We start from the raw sequence: 14,884 nt of genomic DNA on the forward strand, positions 1-14,884 counted from the left end.
GTCTGATGCCGCGCTACAAGCTCGTCATCGAATATGACGGCACGCCGTTCTCGGGCTGGCAGCGCCAGCTCAACGGCCCTTCCGTCCAGCAGAGTGTCGAGGAGGCGGTCGAGGCCTTCTGTGGCCATCCCGTGCGTCTGCATTGCGCCGGGCGCACCGATGCCGGCGTCCATGCCACACATCAGGTCGCCCATGTCGATCTCGACAAGCAATGGCGCACCGACGTGGTGCGTGACGCCAGCAATGCCAGGCTGAAGCGCCTGTCGGTCGCGGTGCTCAGCGCCGAGGCGGTGCCCGACACGTTCGATGCCCGGATCTCGGCGCTGCGTCGCTATTACATCTACCGCATCCTCGACCGTAGGGCGCAGCCGGCGCTCGATGCCGGCCGTGTCTGGCATGTTCCGGTTCGGCTCGACCATGAGGCGATGGACCGCGCCGCCAAGGCTCTCCTCGGCCATCACGACTTCACCACCTTCCGGGCTGCCGAATGCCAGGCCAACAGCCCGCTGCGCACGCTCGACCGGCTCGATTGCCGGCGCGAGGGCGCCGAGATCGTGGTCTATGCCCATGCTCGCTCGTTCTTGCACCATCAGGTCCGCTCCATGGTCGGTTGCCTGAAGATGGTCGGCATGGGGCGTTGGCCCGAGAACAAGGTCGGCAAGGTTCTGGCTGCACGCGACCGCTCGCAATGCGCTGCGCTCGCCCCCTCCTGCGGACTCTATCTCGCCGGCGTCGACTATCCGCCGTTTGGCTGAAGTGCGTTCTACTCAAGGTTGCGGATCACAGGCTGATATGCAACTTTAAGTATATAGATATTTTCAGTGCCCGCCGGAGTTGGCCATGGGTCGGAAACCGGGATTGCGGCTCGCATTCTGCCTTCTAGCCGGGCTCCCACTGGCCGCCTGCCAGAGCGAGGACCGCCAGCTCGAAGGAATCATCGTCAAATACGGCTTCTCGCGAAACGTGCCGCCCAGCACGTTGCACGGGCCGGGTCTGCTGGTCGCGAAGGAGAATTACGACCCGCGCGACCAGAGCCCCCGCTCGGTGCAACTGGCGACGCTCTGCACGGCGCGTTACTCGGTCGATCTCTATGGCTTCAAGCCGACGCCGAGCGAGACCGAAAGCCGCGACGTTGCCAGTCAGATCGGTGGGAGCTTCAGCGTCGAGGCGCCTGCGCTCAAGACGCTCTTCAACCTTTCCGCGACGGCTCGCGCCGCGAGGAGCGCCGTGGTGACTGTGGCGGACGCCAGGATCTACACCTATGCACGCGATGAACTGGCCGAGATTCGTGCTCTTCTCAGGCCGGTCTGCCGCGAAACAGTCCGCACCAATATCGGGCAGGGCAACGCCCATCAGGTGGTGAAAGTCCTCGAGGCGACGATCGAGCTGAAGATCAACTTCGACGCGTCAGCGTCGGCTGCGGTCAAGGCCAAGGCGTTGACCGAGCTGACCAAGGCCGGCTTCGAGATCGGCCCCGTCTCGGAATCGCTTACCACCAGGGGCAAAGCGCTCTATTACGGCGTCACCCTGATGCCGGTCACGCAGATCTAGAGCCCAGCCAGAGAGCTAGAAGCCGGCAAGCCCGAAGGTCCGGATGATCGCGTAGTCGGCGAGGAGGCTGGCGCAGGCGATCGCTCCGGCGATGCCTGTTTCGGAGCCGAAGGTAGCGCGGGCCACGCAATAGCGCAGCCGCAGGATGATCACGCCGAAAGCGAGCGCCTGGATCACCGCGATACCGCCATTCGACCAGCCGAGCGCGAACACCGCCGCCGGTACCGCGATCAGCCCGGCCGAAAGAATGCTCGACCAGTTCCAGGCGATGATGAAGCCGGTGAAGCGCGGGCATTGCCTGAGCCCCGGCGCCAGCATGACCAGCAGGGCCGGCACGGTGATGACTGCGAGAAGCTGGGCCGCGATCACCGAGGCCAGCAGGACAGGGGCATCAAACAGGCCGGCCGCATTGGGCAGCCCGGCCAGCACGCGCTCGGCGGCCAGCACCGGAATGATCGCCGGCACGGTCAGCACCAGCGCCAGATAAGAGCGCCAGAAACCGTCGCGGGAAAGATCGAAGTCGGGCAGGGCCCTGGAATCCGCCGAAAGCAGACGCCATGAAGCTCGCAGAGAGCGTGTCACATCGTCGGCATCAAGCCTCATGGCCAGACCCTCCGGGCTCGACAGCATTAGACTTTCGTCTAAAGCATGTCCGGCCCGAAAGGTTCCGTCAAGCCGCCGAAGCTGCGGCGAAATAGGCGCTCAGGAGCCGGTGCGTGATGCGCTCCAGCGCCCGCAGGTCGGCAAGGGAAACGCGTTCGTCGATCTGGTGCATGGTCTGGCCGACCACGCCGTATTCGACGACCGGGCAATAGTTCTTGATGAAGCGCGCATCCGAGGTGCCGCCGGTGGTCGAGAGCGCCGGGCGCTTGCCGGTTTCGGCTTCGACCGCGTCGGCGACCATGGTGACGAAGGGGCCAGGCTGCGTCAGGAAGGCGACCGCGTTGGTCGGCTCGAAAACGATCTCGTAGCGCACCGTGTTGCCGGCCGCCTCGCGCAGCCGGCGTTCGATCTCGCCGGCGAGCGTCTCCGGCGTCCAGAGATCGTTGAAGCGGATGTTGAACACGGCGCGTGCCAGCGCCGGGATGACGTTGGTCGCGGGGTTGCCGACATCGAGCGTCGTCACCTCGAGATTGCTCGGGTCGAAATGCTCGGTGCCGGCGTCGAGCGGCGTCGCATCCAGCCCGGCGAGCAGCCGGACCATGCCGCGGATCGGGTTCTGCGCCAGATGCGGGTAGCCGACATGGCCCTGGATGCCATGGACGGTGAGCTTGCCGGTCAGCGAGCCGCGCCGGCCGATCTTGAGCATGTCGCTCATCGTCGCCGGATTGGTCGGCTCGCCGAGCAGGCAATGGTCGAAGCGTTCGCCGCGCGCCTTCGTCCATTCCAGCAGCTTGACCGTGCCGTTGACGGCCGGACCCTCCTCGTCGCCGGTGACGAGAAAGGCGATCGATCCGGGAGCCTGCGGGTTGTCGCGGCGATAGCGGATAACCGCAGCGACCATCGAGGCGAGGCCGCCCTTCATGTCGCAGGCGCCGCGGCCATAGAGCGTGCCATCGACGATCTCGGCCGCGAACGGCTCATGCGTCCAGCTGGTAACATCGCCGGGCGGCACGACGTCGCTGTGGCCGGCAATGACCAGCACCGGCGCCTCGTTGCCGATTCGGGCATAGAGGTTCTCGATGTCCGGCATGCCGGGCTCGGAGAATACCGGCCTCTGGACGGAGAAGCCTTCGGCCGCGAGCACGATTTCGAGCAAGGCGAGGGCGCCGGCTTCGGCGGGCGTCACCGAGGGGCAGCGGATCAGGGCCTGCGTCAGGGCGATGGGATCGGTGGCGTCGAAGGCGAGGGTGTGCGTCGTGCTCTGGCTCATCACGCCCGTTTAGCAGCAGCCTCCTGCGCTGCAAGCGGCCTGTCCGGCTCGGCGCCCGGCATCAAGCCGAGATCGACCAGGGCGATCAGCCAGGCGATGGTCGAGATCGCCTCGAGCGAGGGACGCCAAGCATAGCCGAGATACGGCCGCAGCTCGGTCGGCAGCACGATGGCGCAGACCAGGAAGATGCCGAACAGTGCAGAGCCGCCGCGGTCGGTGGCGCGCTTTGCCGCAAGGGCGGCCCAGGGAAAGAGCGCGAAGGCTTTGCTGAAGGCGACGATGCCGATCGCCGTCGGCCTTTCCACGAGGTGGGGCGCAGCCCATTGCACAGCCAGCAGGCAGAGCGCGAGCGCTATGCTGCCGAGCCAGAACTGGCGCAGGCCGATGCGGCCATCGAGATCGGTGAACAGGCGAATGAGGGTCATGCGTCGGGCTCCGATCCGGCACCCTCGCACGCCTAGGCCTTGAGATGAAGGATATGGTGAACAGAAGGTTAATTTTCCCGCGGCAGTTGGAGCGAGAAAAGGCTTGTGCCGCGGCGGTGGGCTCGGTAGCTGGCAGGGACGTCCGCCGGCCCGGCCCGCGGCAAGTGTTTGCAAGGGTTGAGTCAGAGCCATGACCATTCATCTGCATCGCGGCGACCTGCCGGCCGATTTCCAGCCCGGGCCGATCCTGGCGATCGACACCGAGACGCTCGGTCTCAATCCGCAGCGCGACCGGCTCTGCGTCGTGCAGCTCTCGCGGGGCGATGGCTCGGCCGATGTCGTCCAGATTCCCAAGGATGCGCCGGCACCCGCCAATCTCTGCCGCATCCTCGCCGATCCCGGCGTGCTGAAGCTGTTCCATTTCGCCCGCTTCGACATTGCGGCGCTGCAAAAGGCCTTCGGTGTCGTCACCGCGCCGGTCTACTGCACCAAGATCGCCTCCAAGCTGGTGCGGACCTATACGGACCGGCACGGGCTGAAGGATCTGGTCCGGGAACTGCTCGGCATCGACCTGTCGAAGCAGCAGCAATCTTCGGATTGGGGCGCCGAGACCCTGTCGGAATCCCAGCTCAGCTACGCTGCGGCCGATGTTCTGCATCTTCATGCATTGAAGCTGCGCCTCGACGTGATGCTGGCGCGCGAGGAGAGGACTCATCTGGCCCAGGCCTGCTTCGACTTCCTGCCGACTCGGGCGGAGCTCGATCTCGCCGGCTGGCCTGAGACCGACATCTTCGCACATACGTAAAGTTGTTGTATTCCAGCTAGGTCATCGTCGAGCGGTCGGTATGGCGATTTCGCAACTGCGCAATCGCCGACATGAAAAAGCCGTGGGCGGCTGGCATTGGGCGGGACATGACCTTGGCAATGACATCTCCTGACATCGCGGGATCGGCGGTGAAGCAGCCGCACCACGCCGGAGTGGCGGCGCGGTCGTGGCCGTGCTGGGGCTGATCGTCACGCCATTCCTTAACCCGCTGCGCGAGGCCGGCAATCTCTCGCTGGGCTCGATCGGCCTGTCCGGCGGCAAGGTCGTGATGGAGGCGCCCAAGCTCGCCGGCTATCGCAAGGACAACAGTCCGTACGTGGTCACCGCCGAGTCCGCGCTGCAGGACATTCGCAATCCCACGCAGATCGAGCTGGTGAAGATGACGGCCCGGGTCCAGATGAAATCCGAGGAAGGCTGGGTCACCGTTAATGCCCTCAGCGGCCTTTTCGACCAGCAGAAGGAAAAGCTGAAGCTGGTCGACGACGTCAAGATCCGGACGGAATCGGGCTACGATGTGCGGATGCGAACGGCCGATGTCGATTTCAAGGCCGGAACGGTCGTGTCGCGCGAGCCGGTCACGGTCAATCTTGGCACGACCACGGTCAATGCAGATACACTCGATGTTAAGGATAACGGCGCCCTGATCGTGTTCGAGGGCCGCGTGCGTGTCGTGATCGAGAATGCGCCGGCCAACAGCCTTGCCGGGCCGGAGCGTCAGGGCAGCACGCCCAATCCGGGCCTGCTGCGGCCCGCTGCGGACGCGCAAGGCGAGGCGGCACCGCTGCCGCAGCGTTGAAATCGGCTCAGACAGTGAAGCCAAGCGAATGACAGGTCGGCGATGAAACCTACAACCCTCCTCTTCGCAGCCGTATCCGCACTTTTCTGGCTGCCTTCGGCAGCGGCGCTGGCTCAGCAGCAGGCGCCGTCCAGGTCCGGCGCGACGCCGGCGCAGCCGGCGGCCAAGCCTGCGGCGGCGCCGGCAAGGCGCGGTGGTGCTCCCGGCTCGCCCTTTGGCGGCATGGGTGGCGACAGCAAGGAGCCGATCAAGATCGACGCCGACAAGCTCGACGTGCTCGACAAGGACAACAAGGCAGTCTTCTCCGGCAATGTTGTCGCGGTGCAGGGCGAGACGACGGTCCGCTGCTCGACCATGACCGTGTTCTATGAGGGGCGCGGCCAGAACGGCGCCGGCAAGCGCGCGGCGCCGGAGGCGGCTCCTGCGCCGGCGGCGGCCGGCGGGGCGCCTTCGTCGAACGATGGTGCGATCAAGCGCATCGAATGCGCCGGGCCCGTCACCGTCGTGTCGAAGACGCAGGCCGCAACGTCCGACAACGCCGTCTTCGACCGCGCCAACAACAAGGTGATCATGACCGGCAATGTCGCGTTGAACGACGGCCCCAACATCACGCGTGGTGAGCGCCTCGTCTATGACACGCAGACCGGCATCGCCAATGTCGACACCAAGCCGGGCGGTCGCGTGCAGGGCTTTTTCGTGCCCAATTCGGCCGAGGCCGGCAAGGAGAAGCCGGGTGGAGCGGGGAAGCCCGCGACGCCGACGAACTGACCCCATCGCTCGGTACGTCTGGGTGACGAAGGCGTTGCCAGTTTGGAACGCCTCGAATACCAGAGCTCACGCCGTGCCGAAAACCAGCAGGTTGCGCCCTTTCCCGTGACGATCTCCCCGCCATCGCCCGCCGAAACCGCCACAAGGCCGCAGCGCTCGCAATCCTCGGCAGCCACCGCTGCGTCGCTCGCCGGCGGTGGAATGCTGTCGCGCCTCGGCCGGCTGTTCGGCCGGAAGGGCGAGGCCCAGGCCACCGAACAGTTCGCAGGATCGGAACCGGTCGCCTCTTCCATCGGCGGCCCCGGCATCCTTGCCGTCAGCGGCCTGCGCAAGAGTTATGGCGCCCGCAATGTCGTGAGCGAGGCTTCGCTCTACGTGCGTAACGGCGAGGCCGTCGGCCTGCTCGGGCCGAACGGTGCCGGCAAGACCACGATCTTCTACATGATCACCGGCCTGGTCGGGGCCGATATGGGCGTGATCTCGCTCGAAGGGAACGACATCACCAACCTGCCGATGTACCAGCGCGCCCGGCTCGGCATCGGCTATCTCCCGCAGGAAGCCTCGATCTTTCGTGGCCTCTCGGTCGAGGACAACATCCGGGCCGTGCTCGAGGTCGTCGAGCCGAACCGCAAGAAGCGTGAGCGCGAGCTCGACAAGCTGCTCGACGAATTCAACATCACCCGCCTGCGCAAGGCGCCCTCGATCGCGCTCTCGGGCGGCGAGCGCCGCCGCTGCGAGATTGCCCGTGCGCTGGCCGGTCGTCCGTCCTTCATCCTGCTCGACGAGCCCTTCGCTGGCATCGACCCGATCGCCGTCGGCGATATCCAGGAGCTAGTCCGGCAGCTGACCGATCGCGGGATCGGCGTGCTGATCACCGACCATAATGTCCGCGAGACACTGGGACTGGTCGATCGCGCCTACATCATCCATTCCGGCCGCGTGCTGACCGAGGGCTCGCCGGCCGAGATCATCGCCAATGCCGACGTCCGGCGCGTCTATCTCGGCGAAGATTTCCGCCTCTGAGCGGATCGCCGGCAAGGCCGGCGATCGATGCTGCGGCGCGACAAAATCTCTCTCTTCGCGCATGCAAAGGGCTTTGACGCCGCTGCGGCCCGAGTCTAGGCTTTCCTCACAGGCAAGAAGCGTGCCGAGGTGGCGCGGAGGAAAGGGGCCGGATCGTCTATGGCGATGATGCCGCGTATGGAGCTGCGCCAGGGGCAGTCCCTGGTGATGACGCCGCAGCTTTTGCAGGCGATCAAGCTCCTCCAGCTCTCCCATCTCGAACTCCAGAATTTCGTCGAGGGCGAGCTCGAGCGCAACCCGCTGCTGGAGCGTAATGACGAGGCCGGCGAGATGCCGCTGGCCAATGGCGGCAGCGAAGGCGCGCATGCGGCCGATCAGGCGAGCTATGAGCGCGCCGAGAGCCTCAACACGCAGGAGGGCATGGAAGGGCGGCTTGGCACCGGGCTCGAGAACGTCTTCCAGAACGAGCAGCCCCAGATCGCCCGGTTGGATACGCGCGGCGCCGACAGCCTGCCGATCACCGGCGGGGCTTATGGCGGCAGTGGCGGCTCGTTCGAAGATGGGCCCGAGGGGTTCGAGAGCAGCCTGACCGCCGAGCTCTCTCTGCATGACCATCTCGCCGCTCAGCTCGATCTCGCGGTCGCCTCGCCGGCCGAGCGGCTGATCGGCCGGCACATCATCGACGGGGTCGACGATGCCGGCTACCTCGCCGAGCCGCTGGCCGACATCGCCGTGCGGCTGGGCGTCGACGAGGCCAGGGTCGAGCAGGTCCTGCGCATCGTCCAGGGCTTCGATCCGAGCGGCGTCGCGGCGCGCGATGTCAGCGAGTGCCTGGCCATCCAGCTGCGCGACCGGGATCGCTACGACCCGGCCATGCAGGCTCTGCTCGCCAATCTGCCGCTGGTCGCCAAGCGCGACTATACCGCGCTGAAGCGCATCTGTGGGGTCGACGACGAGGACATCGCCGACATGGTCGCCGAGATCCGGAGTCTCGATCCCAAGCCCGGCCGCGCCTTCGGCGGTTCGGCCGCCGAGACGGTGGTGCCGGACGTTTTCATCCGCCCCGCGCCGGATGGCTCTTGGCTGGTCGACCTCAACCCCGACACGCTGCCGCGCGTGCTCGTCAATCAGACCTATCACGCCCGCGTTTCACGGGCCGCGCGCAACGACGAGGACAAGGCTTTCATCGCCGAGTGCTTGCAGACCGCAAACTGGCTGACCCGTTCGCTCGAACAGCGCGCCCGTACCATCCTCAAGGTTGCTAGCGAGATCGTGCGCCAGCAGGACGGCTTCTTCGCGCATGGCGTCGAGCATCTGCGCCCGCTGAACCTCAAGACCGTCGCCGACGCGATCGGCATGCACGAATCGACGGTCTCGCGCGTTACGTCCAACAAGTACCTGACCTGCCCGCGCGGCGTCTTCGAGATGAAGTATTTCTTCTCGGCCGCGATCGCCGCGACCGGCTATGGCGAGGCCCATTCGGCCGAGGCGGTGCGCTATCGGATCAAGCAGATGATCGACGAGGAGAGCCCGGCGGAGATTCTGTCGGATGATGCGATCGTCACGAGGCTGAAGACGAATGGCATCGACATCGCCCGGCGGACCGTGGCGAAGTACCGGGAATCGCTGCGCATCCCGTCCTCGATGGAGCGCCGGCGGGAGAAGCTCGCCATGGCCGGCGCGGGGCGCTAAACCTGCCCGCGACACACGCCGCGCATGCCCTGACGAAGAGGCCGCGGGGCCTGTCCTGCAGCCTGCTCTGGCCGGTCGAGTTGCCCCTGCGGCATGCGTCCCGTTGAGAGCAGCCCCTTCGAGGCACCCGCCTTCGGGCTCATTGACAAGCCGGTGACCCCGTTCTTACCTCCAGTAGATGGCCGACTACTGGCCATGGCGACAAGAAGGGGAAGCACTCCATGAGCTTGCGAATCTCCGGCAAGAATCTCGATGTCGGCGAGGCCCTGCGGGGTCAGGCCGAAGCGCGCGTGGCGGCAGCCCTGAGCAAGTATTACGAAGGCGGTTATCAGGGGCACGTCACCGTCGGCAAGGACGGGACCGCCTTCAAGACGGATGGCGTCCTGCACCTTTCCTCCGGCATCACGCTCGAAGCTTCGGCAGTGGCGCATGACGCCTATGCCAGCCTCGACAAGATGGCCGAGCGCATCGAAAAGCGCCTGCGTCGCTACAAGCGGCGACTGAAGGATCGCTCCGCGGCGATGAACGGGCGCGAGGCCGGCCTCGAAATCCCCAGCTATGTGATCGCGGCTCCCGACCAGGATATCGAGGAGCATGACGCCGAGCATGTCGGCGAAAACCCGGTCATCGTGGCCGAAACGACCAAATCCCTGCATCAGATGACGGTCAGCGACGCGGTTGCCGAGCTCGACATGACCGGCGCGCCCGTCGTCATCTTCCGCCACGCTGGCAATGGCCGCATGAACGTCGTATACCGCCGCCGCGACGGCAATATCGGCTGGATCGATCCGCCGGCTTCTCTCTCTTGAGGTTCCGCCGCTGACGAATCTGGGCGCCCTGCCGGGCTTTCCGGCAGGGACCGGAGCGGCAGGCACGGGACATGCATGGATTGGCCTATGACGCTGACCGATCTCCTCCGGCCCGAGGCGGTGATTTCGCCGCTGCGCGCCAACAGCAAGAAGCAGGCGCTTCAGGAACTGGCCCAGCACGCGGCTTTGCTCACCGGCCTGCCCGAGCGTGAACTCTTCGAGGCGCTGCTGCAGCGCGAGCGCCTCGGCTCCACCGGGATCGGCGACGGCATCGCCATCCCCCACGGCCGGATGCCCGGCATCGACAAGCTTGTCGGCCTGTTCGCGCGGGCCGAGAAGGCGCTCGATTTCGAGGCGCTGGATGGCCAGCCCGTCGACATCATCTTCGTGCTGATCGCTCCGGAAGGGGCGGGGGCCGACCATCTCAAGGCGCTGGCGCGCGTCGCGCGCGTGCTGCGCAATCAGGCCGTGCTGGACCAGGTGCGCCATGCGCATGATCCGGCCGCGATCTACGCCATCCTGGCGGAGACGGCCGCCAAGGCAGCCTGACCGGAAGGGCGCCCTGACTGGAAAGGTTTCAGTCTAGGGCTTGGAGCCCTCGGGCCGAAGGGTTATGACGCGGCGCAACGCCAAGGCGCCGCGCTCTCCGCGCAAGGCGCCGCCGAAATGCCGGAGTGCCGCCCGATGGCCTATACCCATGTCGATCTCTTCCCCCTCGGCGAGGACAAGACCCCTTACCGCTCGCTCGGCACGGAGGGCGTCACGGTCGAGAAAATCGGCGATCGCGAACTCCTGACGGTCTCGCGCGAGGCGATCCGCCGGCTCTCTGAGCAGGCCTTCATCGACATCAACCATCTGCTGCGCCCGGGCCATCTCGCCCAGCTCCAGAAGATCCTCGACGATCCCGAGGCGACCTCGAACGACAAGTTCGTCGCCTACGACCTGCTGAAGAACGCCAACATCGCCGCCGGCGGCGTTCTGCCGATGTGTCAGGACACCGGCACCGCGATCATCATGGGCAAGCGCGGCCGCAAGGTCTGGACCGATGGCGACGACGAGGCTGCGCTCGGCGAGGGTGTCGCGGATGCCTATTTCAAGCGCAACCTGCGCTATTCGCAGCTCGCGCCGCTCTCCATGTTCGAGGAGAAGAACACCGCGACCAACTTGCCGGCGCAGATCGATATCTACGCCGAGGGCGAGGATGCCTATAAGTTCCTCTTCGTCTGCAAGGGCGGCGGCTCGGCCAACAAGACCTTCCTCTACCAGGCGACGCCGTCCCTCCTGACCAAGGACCGGATGACCGCCTTCCTGAAGGAGAAGATCCTGACGCTGGGCACCGCCGCCTGCCCGCCCTACCACCTCGCCCTCGTCATCGGCGGCACCTCGGCCGAGCAGAACCTCAAGACGGTGAAGCTCGCCTCGACCCGCTATCTCGACGGCCTGCCGACCAAGGGATCGCCCTCCGGTCACGCCTTCCGCGACATCGAGATGGAAGAGGAGATCCACAAGCTGACCCAGTCGCTCGGCGTCGGTGCCCAGTTCGGCGGCAAGTATTTCTGCCATGACGTGCGCGTCATCCGCCTGCCGCGCCATGGCGCCTCGCTGCCGATCGGGCTCGGCGTCTCCTGCTCGGCCGACCGTCAGGCCAAGGGCAAGATCACCCGCGACGGCATCTTCCTCGAGGCGCTGGAAACCGATCCTTCGAAGTACCTGCCGGAGATCGAGGACGCCTCGCTTGGCGGCGAGGTCGTCAAGGTCGACCTCAACCAGCCGATGAGCGAGATCCTGGCGACGCTGACCAGGCACCCGGTCAAGACCCGGCTTTCGCTGACCGGGACCATCGTCGTTGCCCGCGACCTCGCCCATGCCAAGATCCGCGAGCGGCTGGAGAGCGGGCAGGGCATGCCTGACTATTTCAAGAATCACCCGGTCTATTATGCCGGCCCGGCCAAGACGCCGGACGGCATGGCCTCGGGCTCCTTCGGCCCGACCACGGCCGGCCGCATGGACTCCTTCGTCGACCAGTTCCAGTCCTTCGGCGGTTCGATGGTGATGCTCGCCAAGGGCAACCGCTCCTCGGCGGTGCGCGAGGCCTGTGCGCGCCATGGCGGTTTCTATCTCGGCTCGATCGGCGGCCCGGCGGCGCGCCTCGCCCAGGACTGCATCAAGAAGGTTGAGGTTCTGGAATATCCGGAGCTCGGCATGGAGGCGGTCTGGAAGATCGAGGTCGAGGATTTCCCGGCCTTCATCGTCATCGACGACAAGGGCAACGACTTCTTCAAGGAGCTGAACCTCGGATGATCGTTCGTGCTGCCGCCGCCGTCCTGCTGACCCTGGTTCCGACCTTCGCGTTGGCACAGTCGCGTCCCGTTCCGGCGACCTGCACGCGCGACCTGTTCCAGAACGAGGCTGGCATGCGCCAGCGGCAGTACAAGATGCAGCAGGTCGCCAATGCCGACCAGGCGACGCAATGCGCAGCCTGGCGCGAGCATGTCGCCTTCATGCAGAAGGCCCGCTCGGTCTTTGCGACCTGCCAGAGCGGGCGGGAGCGCGAGCAGAACGTCGCGCAGATGGACGAGTCGCTCTCCGACTACCGGGTGCTGCTCGCCAATCGCTGCGGCAAGCGCTAGCCCGCACCGGTCGGTTTCTCTCACCAAGCTCCGCCCATTTCAGCGAAAGGCGTCGTCATGACCGACCAAGCGCAGCCCCCGCTCAGCGTCGCCGTAATCCCGGTGACGCCGTTCCAGCAGAACTGCTCGCTGATCTGGTGTACCAAGACCAAGGAGGCAGCGGTCGTCGATCCCGGCGGCGATGTCGCGCGCATTCAGGCGGCGTTGAAGGAAACCGGCGTCAAACCCGTCGCGATCTGGCTGACCCATGGCCATCTCGACCATGCCGGCGGTGCGGCCGAACTCGCCGAGGCGCTGTCCCTGCCGATCATCGGCCCGCACGAGGCTGACAAGTTCCTGCTCGACGCGCTGCCCGAACAAGGCCTGCGCTTCGAGATCCGCGACATGAAGGCCGTGACGCCGACGCGCTGGCTCGCGGAAGGGGACAGCGTCTCGGTCGGCGACGTCACATTCTCCGTCCAGCACGTGCCGGGCCACACGCCGGGCCATGTCACCTTCTTCCAGAAGGATCTGCGCTTCCTGCTCGCCGGCGATACCGTCTTCGCCGGTTCTGTCGGCCGCACGGATTTCCCTTATGGCAGCCACAGCGACCTGATCGCCGGCATCAAGGGCAAGCTCCTGCCGCTCGGCGACGATGTGCAGTTCCTGCCCGGCCATGGCCCGGCGAGCACGCTGGGCGAGGAGCGCCAGACCAACCCGTTCCTGCAGGGCTGACAAGAAAAGACCCGCCGCGAGCGCTCGCAGCGGGTCTCTGATTGGCCAACGGCCATGTCCCGAACCTGTGCGCGTACATCCGGCGTCACCGGTCCAAATTCATGGCCGTCTTCAACGGCGCTGGAGGGCCGTGGAACGCCCTCGACATCGCCGTGATCCCAATATGGGTATGCTCCTGCCCTTGCGCAAGGGGTAAGCCGGCAAGTCTGAGCCGGCGCCATTGCCGGGGCTGCGGGCCGTGCAATAGTCGCGGCCATGTGGGAGATTCTCTACGGTTACTGGCCGCATATCTTGGCCGCCCTGTCGCTTGCGATCACGGCGGTCGCCGCCAGCCACGCCGCGCTGACCAAGGACGAGGTGCGCGCTGCCATCGGCTGGGTCGGCGTCATCCTGCTCTCCCCTTTCCTTGGCGCACTGATCTATGCGGTCGCCGGCGTCAACCGCATGCGCCGCGCCTCCCTCGTCTCGCAGCGCAAGCAGGAGCCTGGGGCCGGCACGGCGGGCGAATCCGCCGCGATTCCCGACGAAGCGGTGGCGCGTGATTTCGGCCGGCGCTTCGCCGCGCTGAAGACGCTCGGCGACAAGGTCGCGCGCCGCCCCCTCAAGAGCGGCAATGCGATCTCAACCTTGCGGACCGGCGACGAGGCCTATGCCGCGATGGCGGAAGCGATCGCGAGCGCCCAGCGCGCGATCATCCTCGAGACCTACATCTTCGACCGCGACCCGATCGGCCTGCGTATTGCCGACGCGCTGATCGCGGCGCTCGGGCGCGGCGTTGCGGTGCGGGTGCTGATCGATGCGGTCGGCGCGCGCTATTCCGTGCCGAGCATCGTCGGCTACCTGCAGAAGGGCGGGGTGCCGGTCGACGTCTTCAACGGCAACATCATCATGGGATTGCGACTGCCCTATGCGAACCTGCGCACGCACCGCAAGCTCCTGATCGTCGATGGGGAGGTTGCCTTCGCCGGCGGCATGAACATCAGGCAGGGCTTCACCCGCGAATTCGCCGGGGACGCAACGGCACGCGACACGCATTTCCGTATCGCCGGACCGGTGGTCGAGGACCTGCTCGCGGTAGCCGCCGAGGACTGGCGCTTCGCCTCGGGCGAGGATCTGGCCGGCGCCGCCTGGTCGGTCGCGCCGCAGCCTCCGCCCGGCGAAGGCGGCGTGGTGATGCGCGCCGTCGCCTCGGGGCCGGATTCCAGCCTCGAGACCAATCACCGACTGCTGATCGGTGCCTTCTCGGTGGCGCGCGATTCGATCCGGATCATGTCGCCCTATTTCCTGCCGGATCGCGAGCTGATCAGCGCGCTCGTCACCGCCGCCCGCCGGGGTGTGCGGATCGACATCGTTGTGCCCGAGGTCAACAATCTCGTCCTCGTCGACCGCGCCATGCAGGCGCAGTTCGACCAGGTGCTGAAGGATGGCTGCCGGGTCTGGCGAGCGACGGGTGCCTTCGACCATTCCAAGCTGCTCGCCATCGACGGCACCTGGGCCTATGTCGGCTCGTCCAATCTCGATCCGCGCTCGCTGCGCCTGAATTTCGAGATCGACCTGGAAGTGTTGGACGAGGATTTCGCCCGCAGTATCGAGGCCCGCATTGACGGGGTGATCGCCTCGGCGCGCCCCGTCACCCTGGCGGAGCTCCGGGCCCGCCCTTTTCCGATCCGCCTGCTCGACCGCCTGCTCTGGCTCTGTTCGCCGTATCTGTGAGGCTGGCCGCTGCATCCAGGGCCGTCACGGAGTGGGGCAGACATAGTCTGCCTCGCCCCCCGTG

General features: G+C 66.3%; 16 protein-coding genes. 13 read left to right on the forward strand and 3 right to left on the reverse strand.

The window, feature by feature from the left end:
- Positions 1-5 precede the first annotated feature (5 nt).
- A complete protein-coding gene (truA, locus tag RKE40_RS01925) occupies positions 6-755 on the forward strand; it encodes a tRNA pseudouridine(38-40) synthase TruA (RefSeq protein WP_316016562.1) in 750 nt (249 codons plus the stop codon).
- 85 nt (positions 756-840) lie between these two features.
- Complete coding sequence (locus tag RKE40_RS01930) at positions 841-1,551, forward strand: hypothetical protein (RefSeq protein WP_316016563.1); 711 nt, start codon at positions 841-843, stop codon at positions 1,549-1,551.
- A gap of 15 nt (positions 1,552-1,566) precedes the next feature.
- Here the strand turns inward: RKE40_RS01930 and RKE40_RS01935 are convergent, their stop codons facing one another.
- The 3 genes from RKE40_RS01935 to RKE40_RS01945 form a co-directional block, all read right to left on the reverse strand.
- On the reverse strand, positions 1,567-2,154 hold the full coding sequence (locus tag RKE40_RS01935; protein WP_316016564.1) for a hypothetical protein: 588 nt from the start codon (positions 2,152-2,154) through the stop codon (positions 1,567-1,569).
- A 67-nt stretch (positions 2,155-2,221) separates the two neighbouring features.
- The gene (gene dapE, locus RKE40_RS01940) at positions 2,222-3,424 is read right to left on the reverse strand and encodes a succinyl-diaminopimelate desuccinylase (protein WP_316016565.1); all 1,203 of its coding nucleotides are present in this window, start codon (positions 3,422-3,424) and stop codon (positions 2,222-2,224) included.
- Complete coding sequence (locus RKE40_RS01945; protein ID WP_316016566.1) at positions 3,424-3,849, reverse strand: DUF805 domain-containing protein; 426 nt, start codon at positions 3,847-3,849, stop codon at positions 3,424-3,426. Before RKE40_RS01945 ends, dapE begins: the two co-directional genes overlap by 1 nt.
- A gap of 190 nt (positions 3,850-4,039) precedes the next feature.
- On the opposite strand from RKE40_RS01945, the gene RKE40_RS01950 reads away from it, so the two are divergent.
- The 11 genes from RKE40_RS01950 to RKE40_RS02000 all read left to right on the forward strand — a co-directional run bounded on the left by RKE40_RS01950 (position 4,040) and on the right by RKE40_RS02000 (position 14,820).
- On the forward strand, positions 4,040-4,654 hold the full coding sequence (locus RKE40_RS01950) for a ribonuclease D (RefSeq protein WP_316016567.1): 615 nt from the start codon (positions 4,040-4,042) through the stop codon (positions 4,652-4,654).
- A gap of 187 nt (positions 4,655-4,841) precedes the next feature.
- Complete coding sequence (gene lptC / locus RKE40_RS01955; RefSeq protein WP_316016568.1) at positions 4,842-5,471, forward strand: LPS export ABC transporter periplasmic protein LptC; 630 nt, start codon at positions 4,842-4,844, stop codon at positions 5,469-5,471.
- A 42-nt stretch (positions 5,472-5,513) separates the two neighbouring features.
- Complete coding sequence (locus RKE40_RS01960; RefSeq protein ID WP_316016569.1) at positions 5,514-6,239, forward strand: LptA/OstA family protein; 726 nt, start codon at positions 5,514-5,516, stop codon at positions 6,237-6,239.
- Positions 6,240-6,440: 201 nt separating this feature from the next.
- Entirely contained in the window at positions 6,441-7,262 is an 822-nt protein-coding gene (gene lptB / locus RKE40_RS01965) for an LPS export ABC transporter ATP-binding protein (RefSeq protein ID WP_316016570.1), read from the forward strand.
- 159 nt (positions 7,263-7,421) lie between these two features.
- Positions 7,422-8,954, forward strand: coding sequence for an RNA polymerase factor sigma-54 (gene rpoN, locus RKE40_RS01970; RefSeq protein WP_316016571.1), 1,533 nt, complete (start codon positions 7,422-7,424; stop codon positions 8,952-8,954).
- Between the two features lie 221 nt (positions 8,955-9,175).
- Entirely contained in the window at positions 9,176-9,763 is a 588-nt protein-coding gene (gene hpf / locus RKE40_RS01975) for a ribosome hibernation-promoting factor, HPF/YfiA family (protein ID WP_316016572.1), read from the forward strand.
- A gap of 87 nt (positions 9,764-9,850) precedes the next feature.
- Positions 9,851-10,312, forward strand: a complete 462-nt coding sequence (ptsN, locus tag RKE40_RS01980; RefSeq protein ID WP_316016573.1) for a PTS IIA-like nitrogen regulatory protein PtsN — start codon at positions 9,851-9,853, stop codon at positions 10,310-10,312.
- Between the two features lie 135 nt (positions 10,313-10,447).
- Complete coding sequence (locus RKE40_RS01985; protein WP_316016574.1) at positions 10,448-12,064, forward strand: fumarate hydratase; 1,617 nt, start codon at positions 10,448-10,450, stop codon at positions 12,062-12,064.
- Positions 12,061-12,393 (forward strand): hypothetical protein, encoded by a 333-nt coding sequence (locus RKE40_RS01990; RefSeq protein ID WP_316016575.1) that lies wholly within the window; start codon positions 12,061-12,063, stop codon positions 12,391-12,393. The genes RKE40_RS01985 and RKE40_RS01990 overlap by 4 nt, the downstream gene beginning before the upstream one ends.
- Before the next feature lie 57 nt (positions 12,394-12,450).
- The gene (locus RKE40_RS01995; protein ID WP_316016576.1) at positions 12,451-13,107 is read left to right on the forward strand and encodes an MBL fold metallo-hydrolase; all 657 of its coding nucleotides are present in this window, start codon (positions 12,451-12,453) and stop codon (positions 13,105-13,107) included.
- Positions 13,108-13,362: 255 nt separating this feature from the next.
- Positions 13,363-14,820 (forward strand): phospholipase D-like domain-containing protein, encoded by a 1,458-nt coding sequence (locus RKE40_RS02000; protein WP_316016577.1) that lies wholly within the window; start codon positions 13,363-13,365, stop codon positions 14,818-14,820.
- Positions 14,821-14,884 lie beyond the last annotated feature (64 nt).

Origin of the sequence: Allobosea rubneri, assembly GCF_032464875.1 — a bacterium.
GTDB lineage: Bacteria > Pseudomonadota > Alphaproteobacteria > Rhizobiales > Beijerinckiaceae > Allobosea > Allobosea rubneri.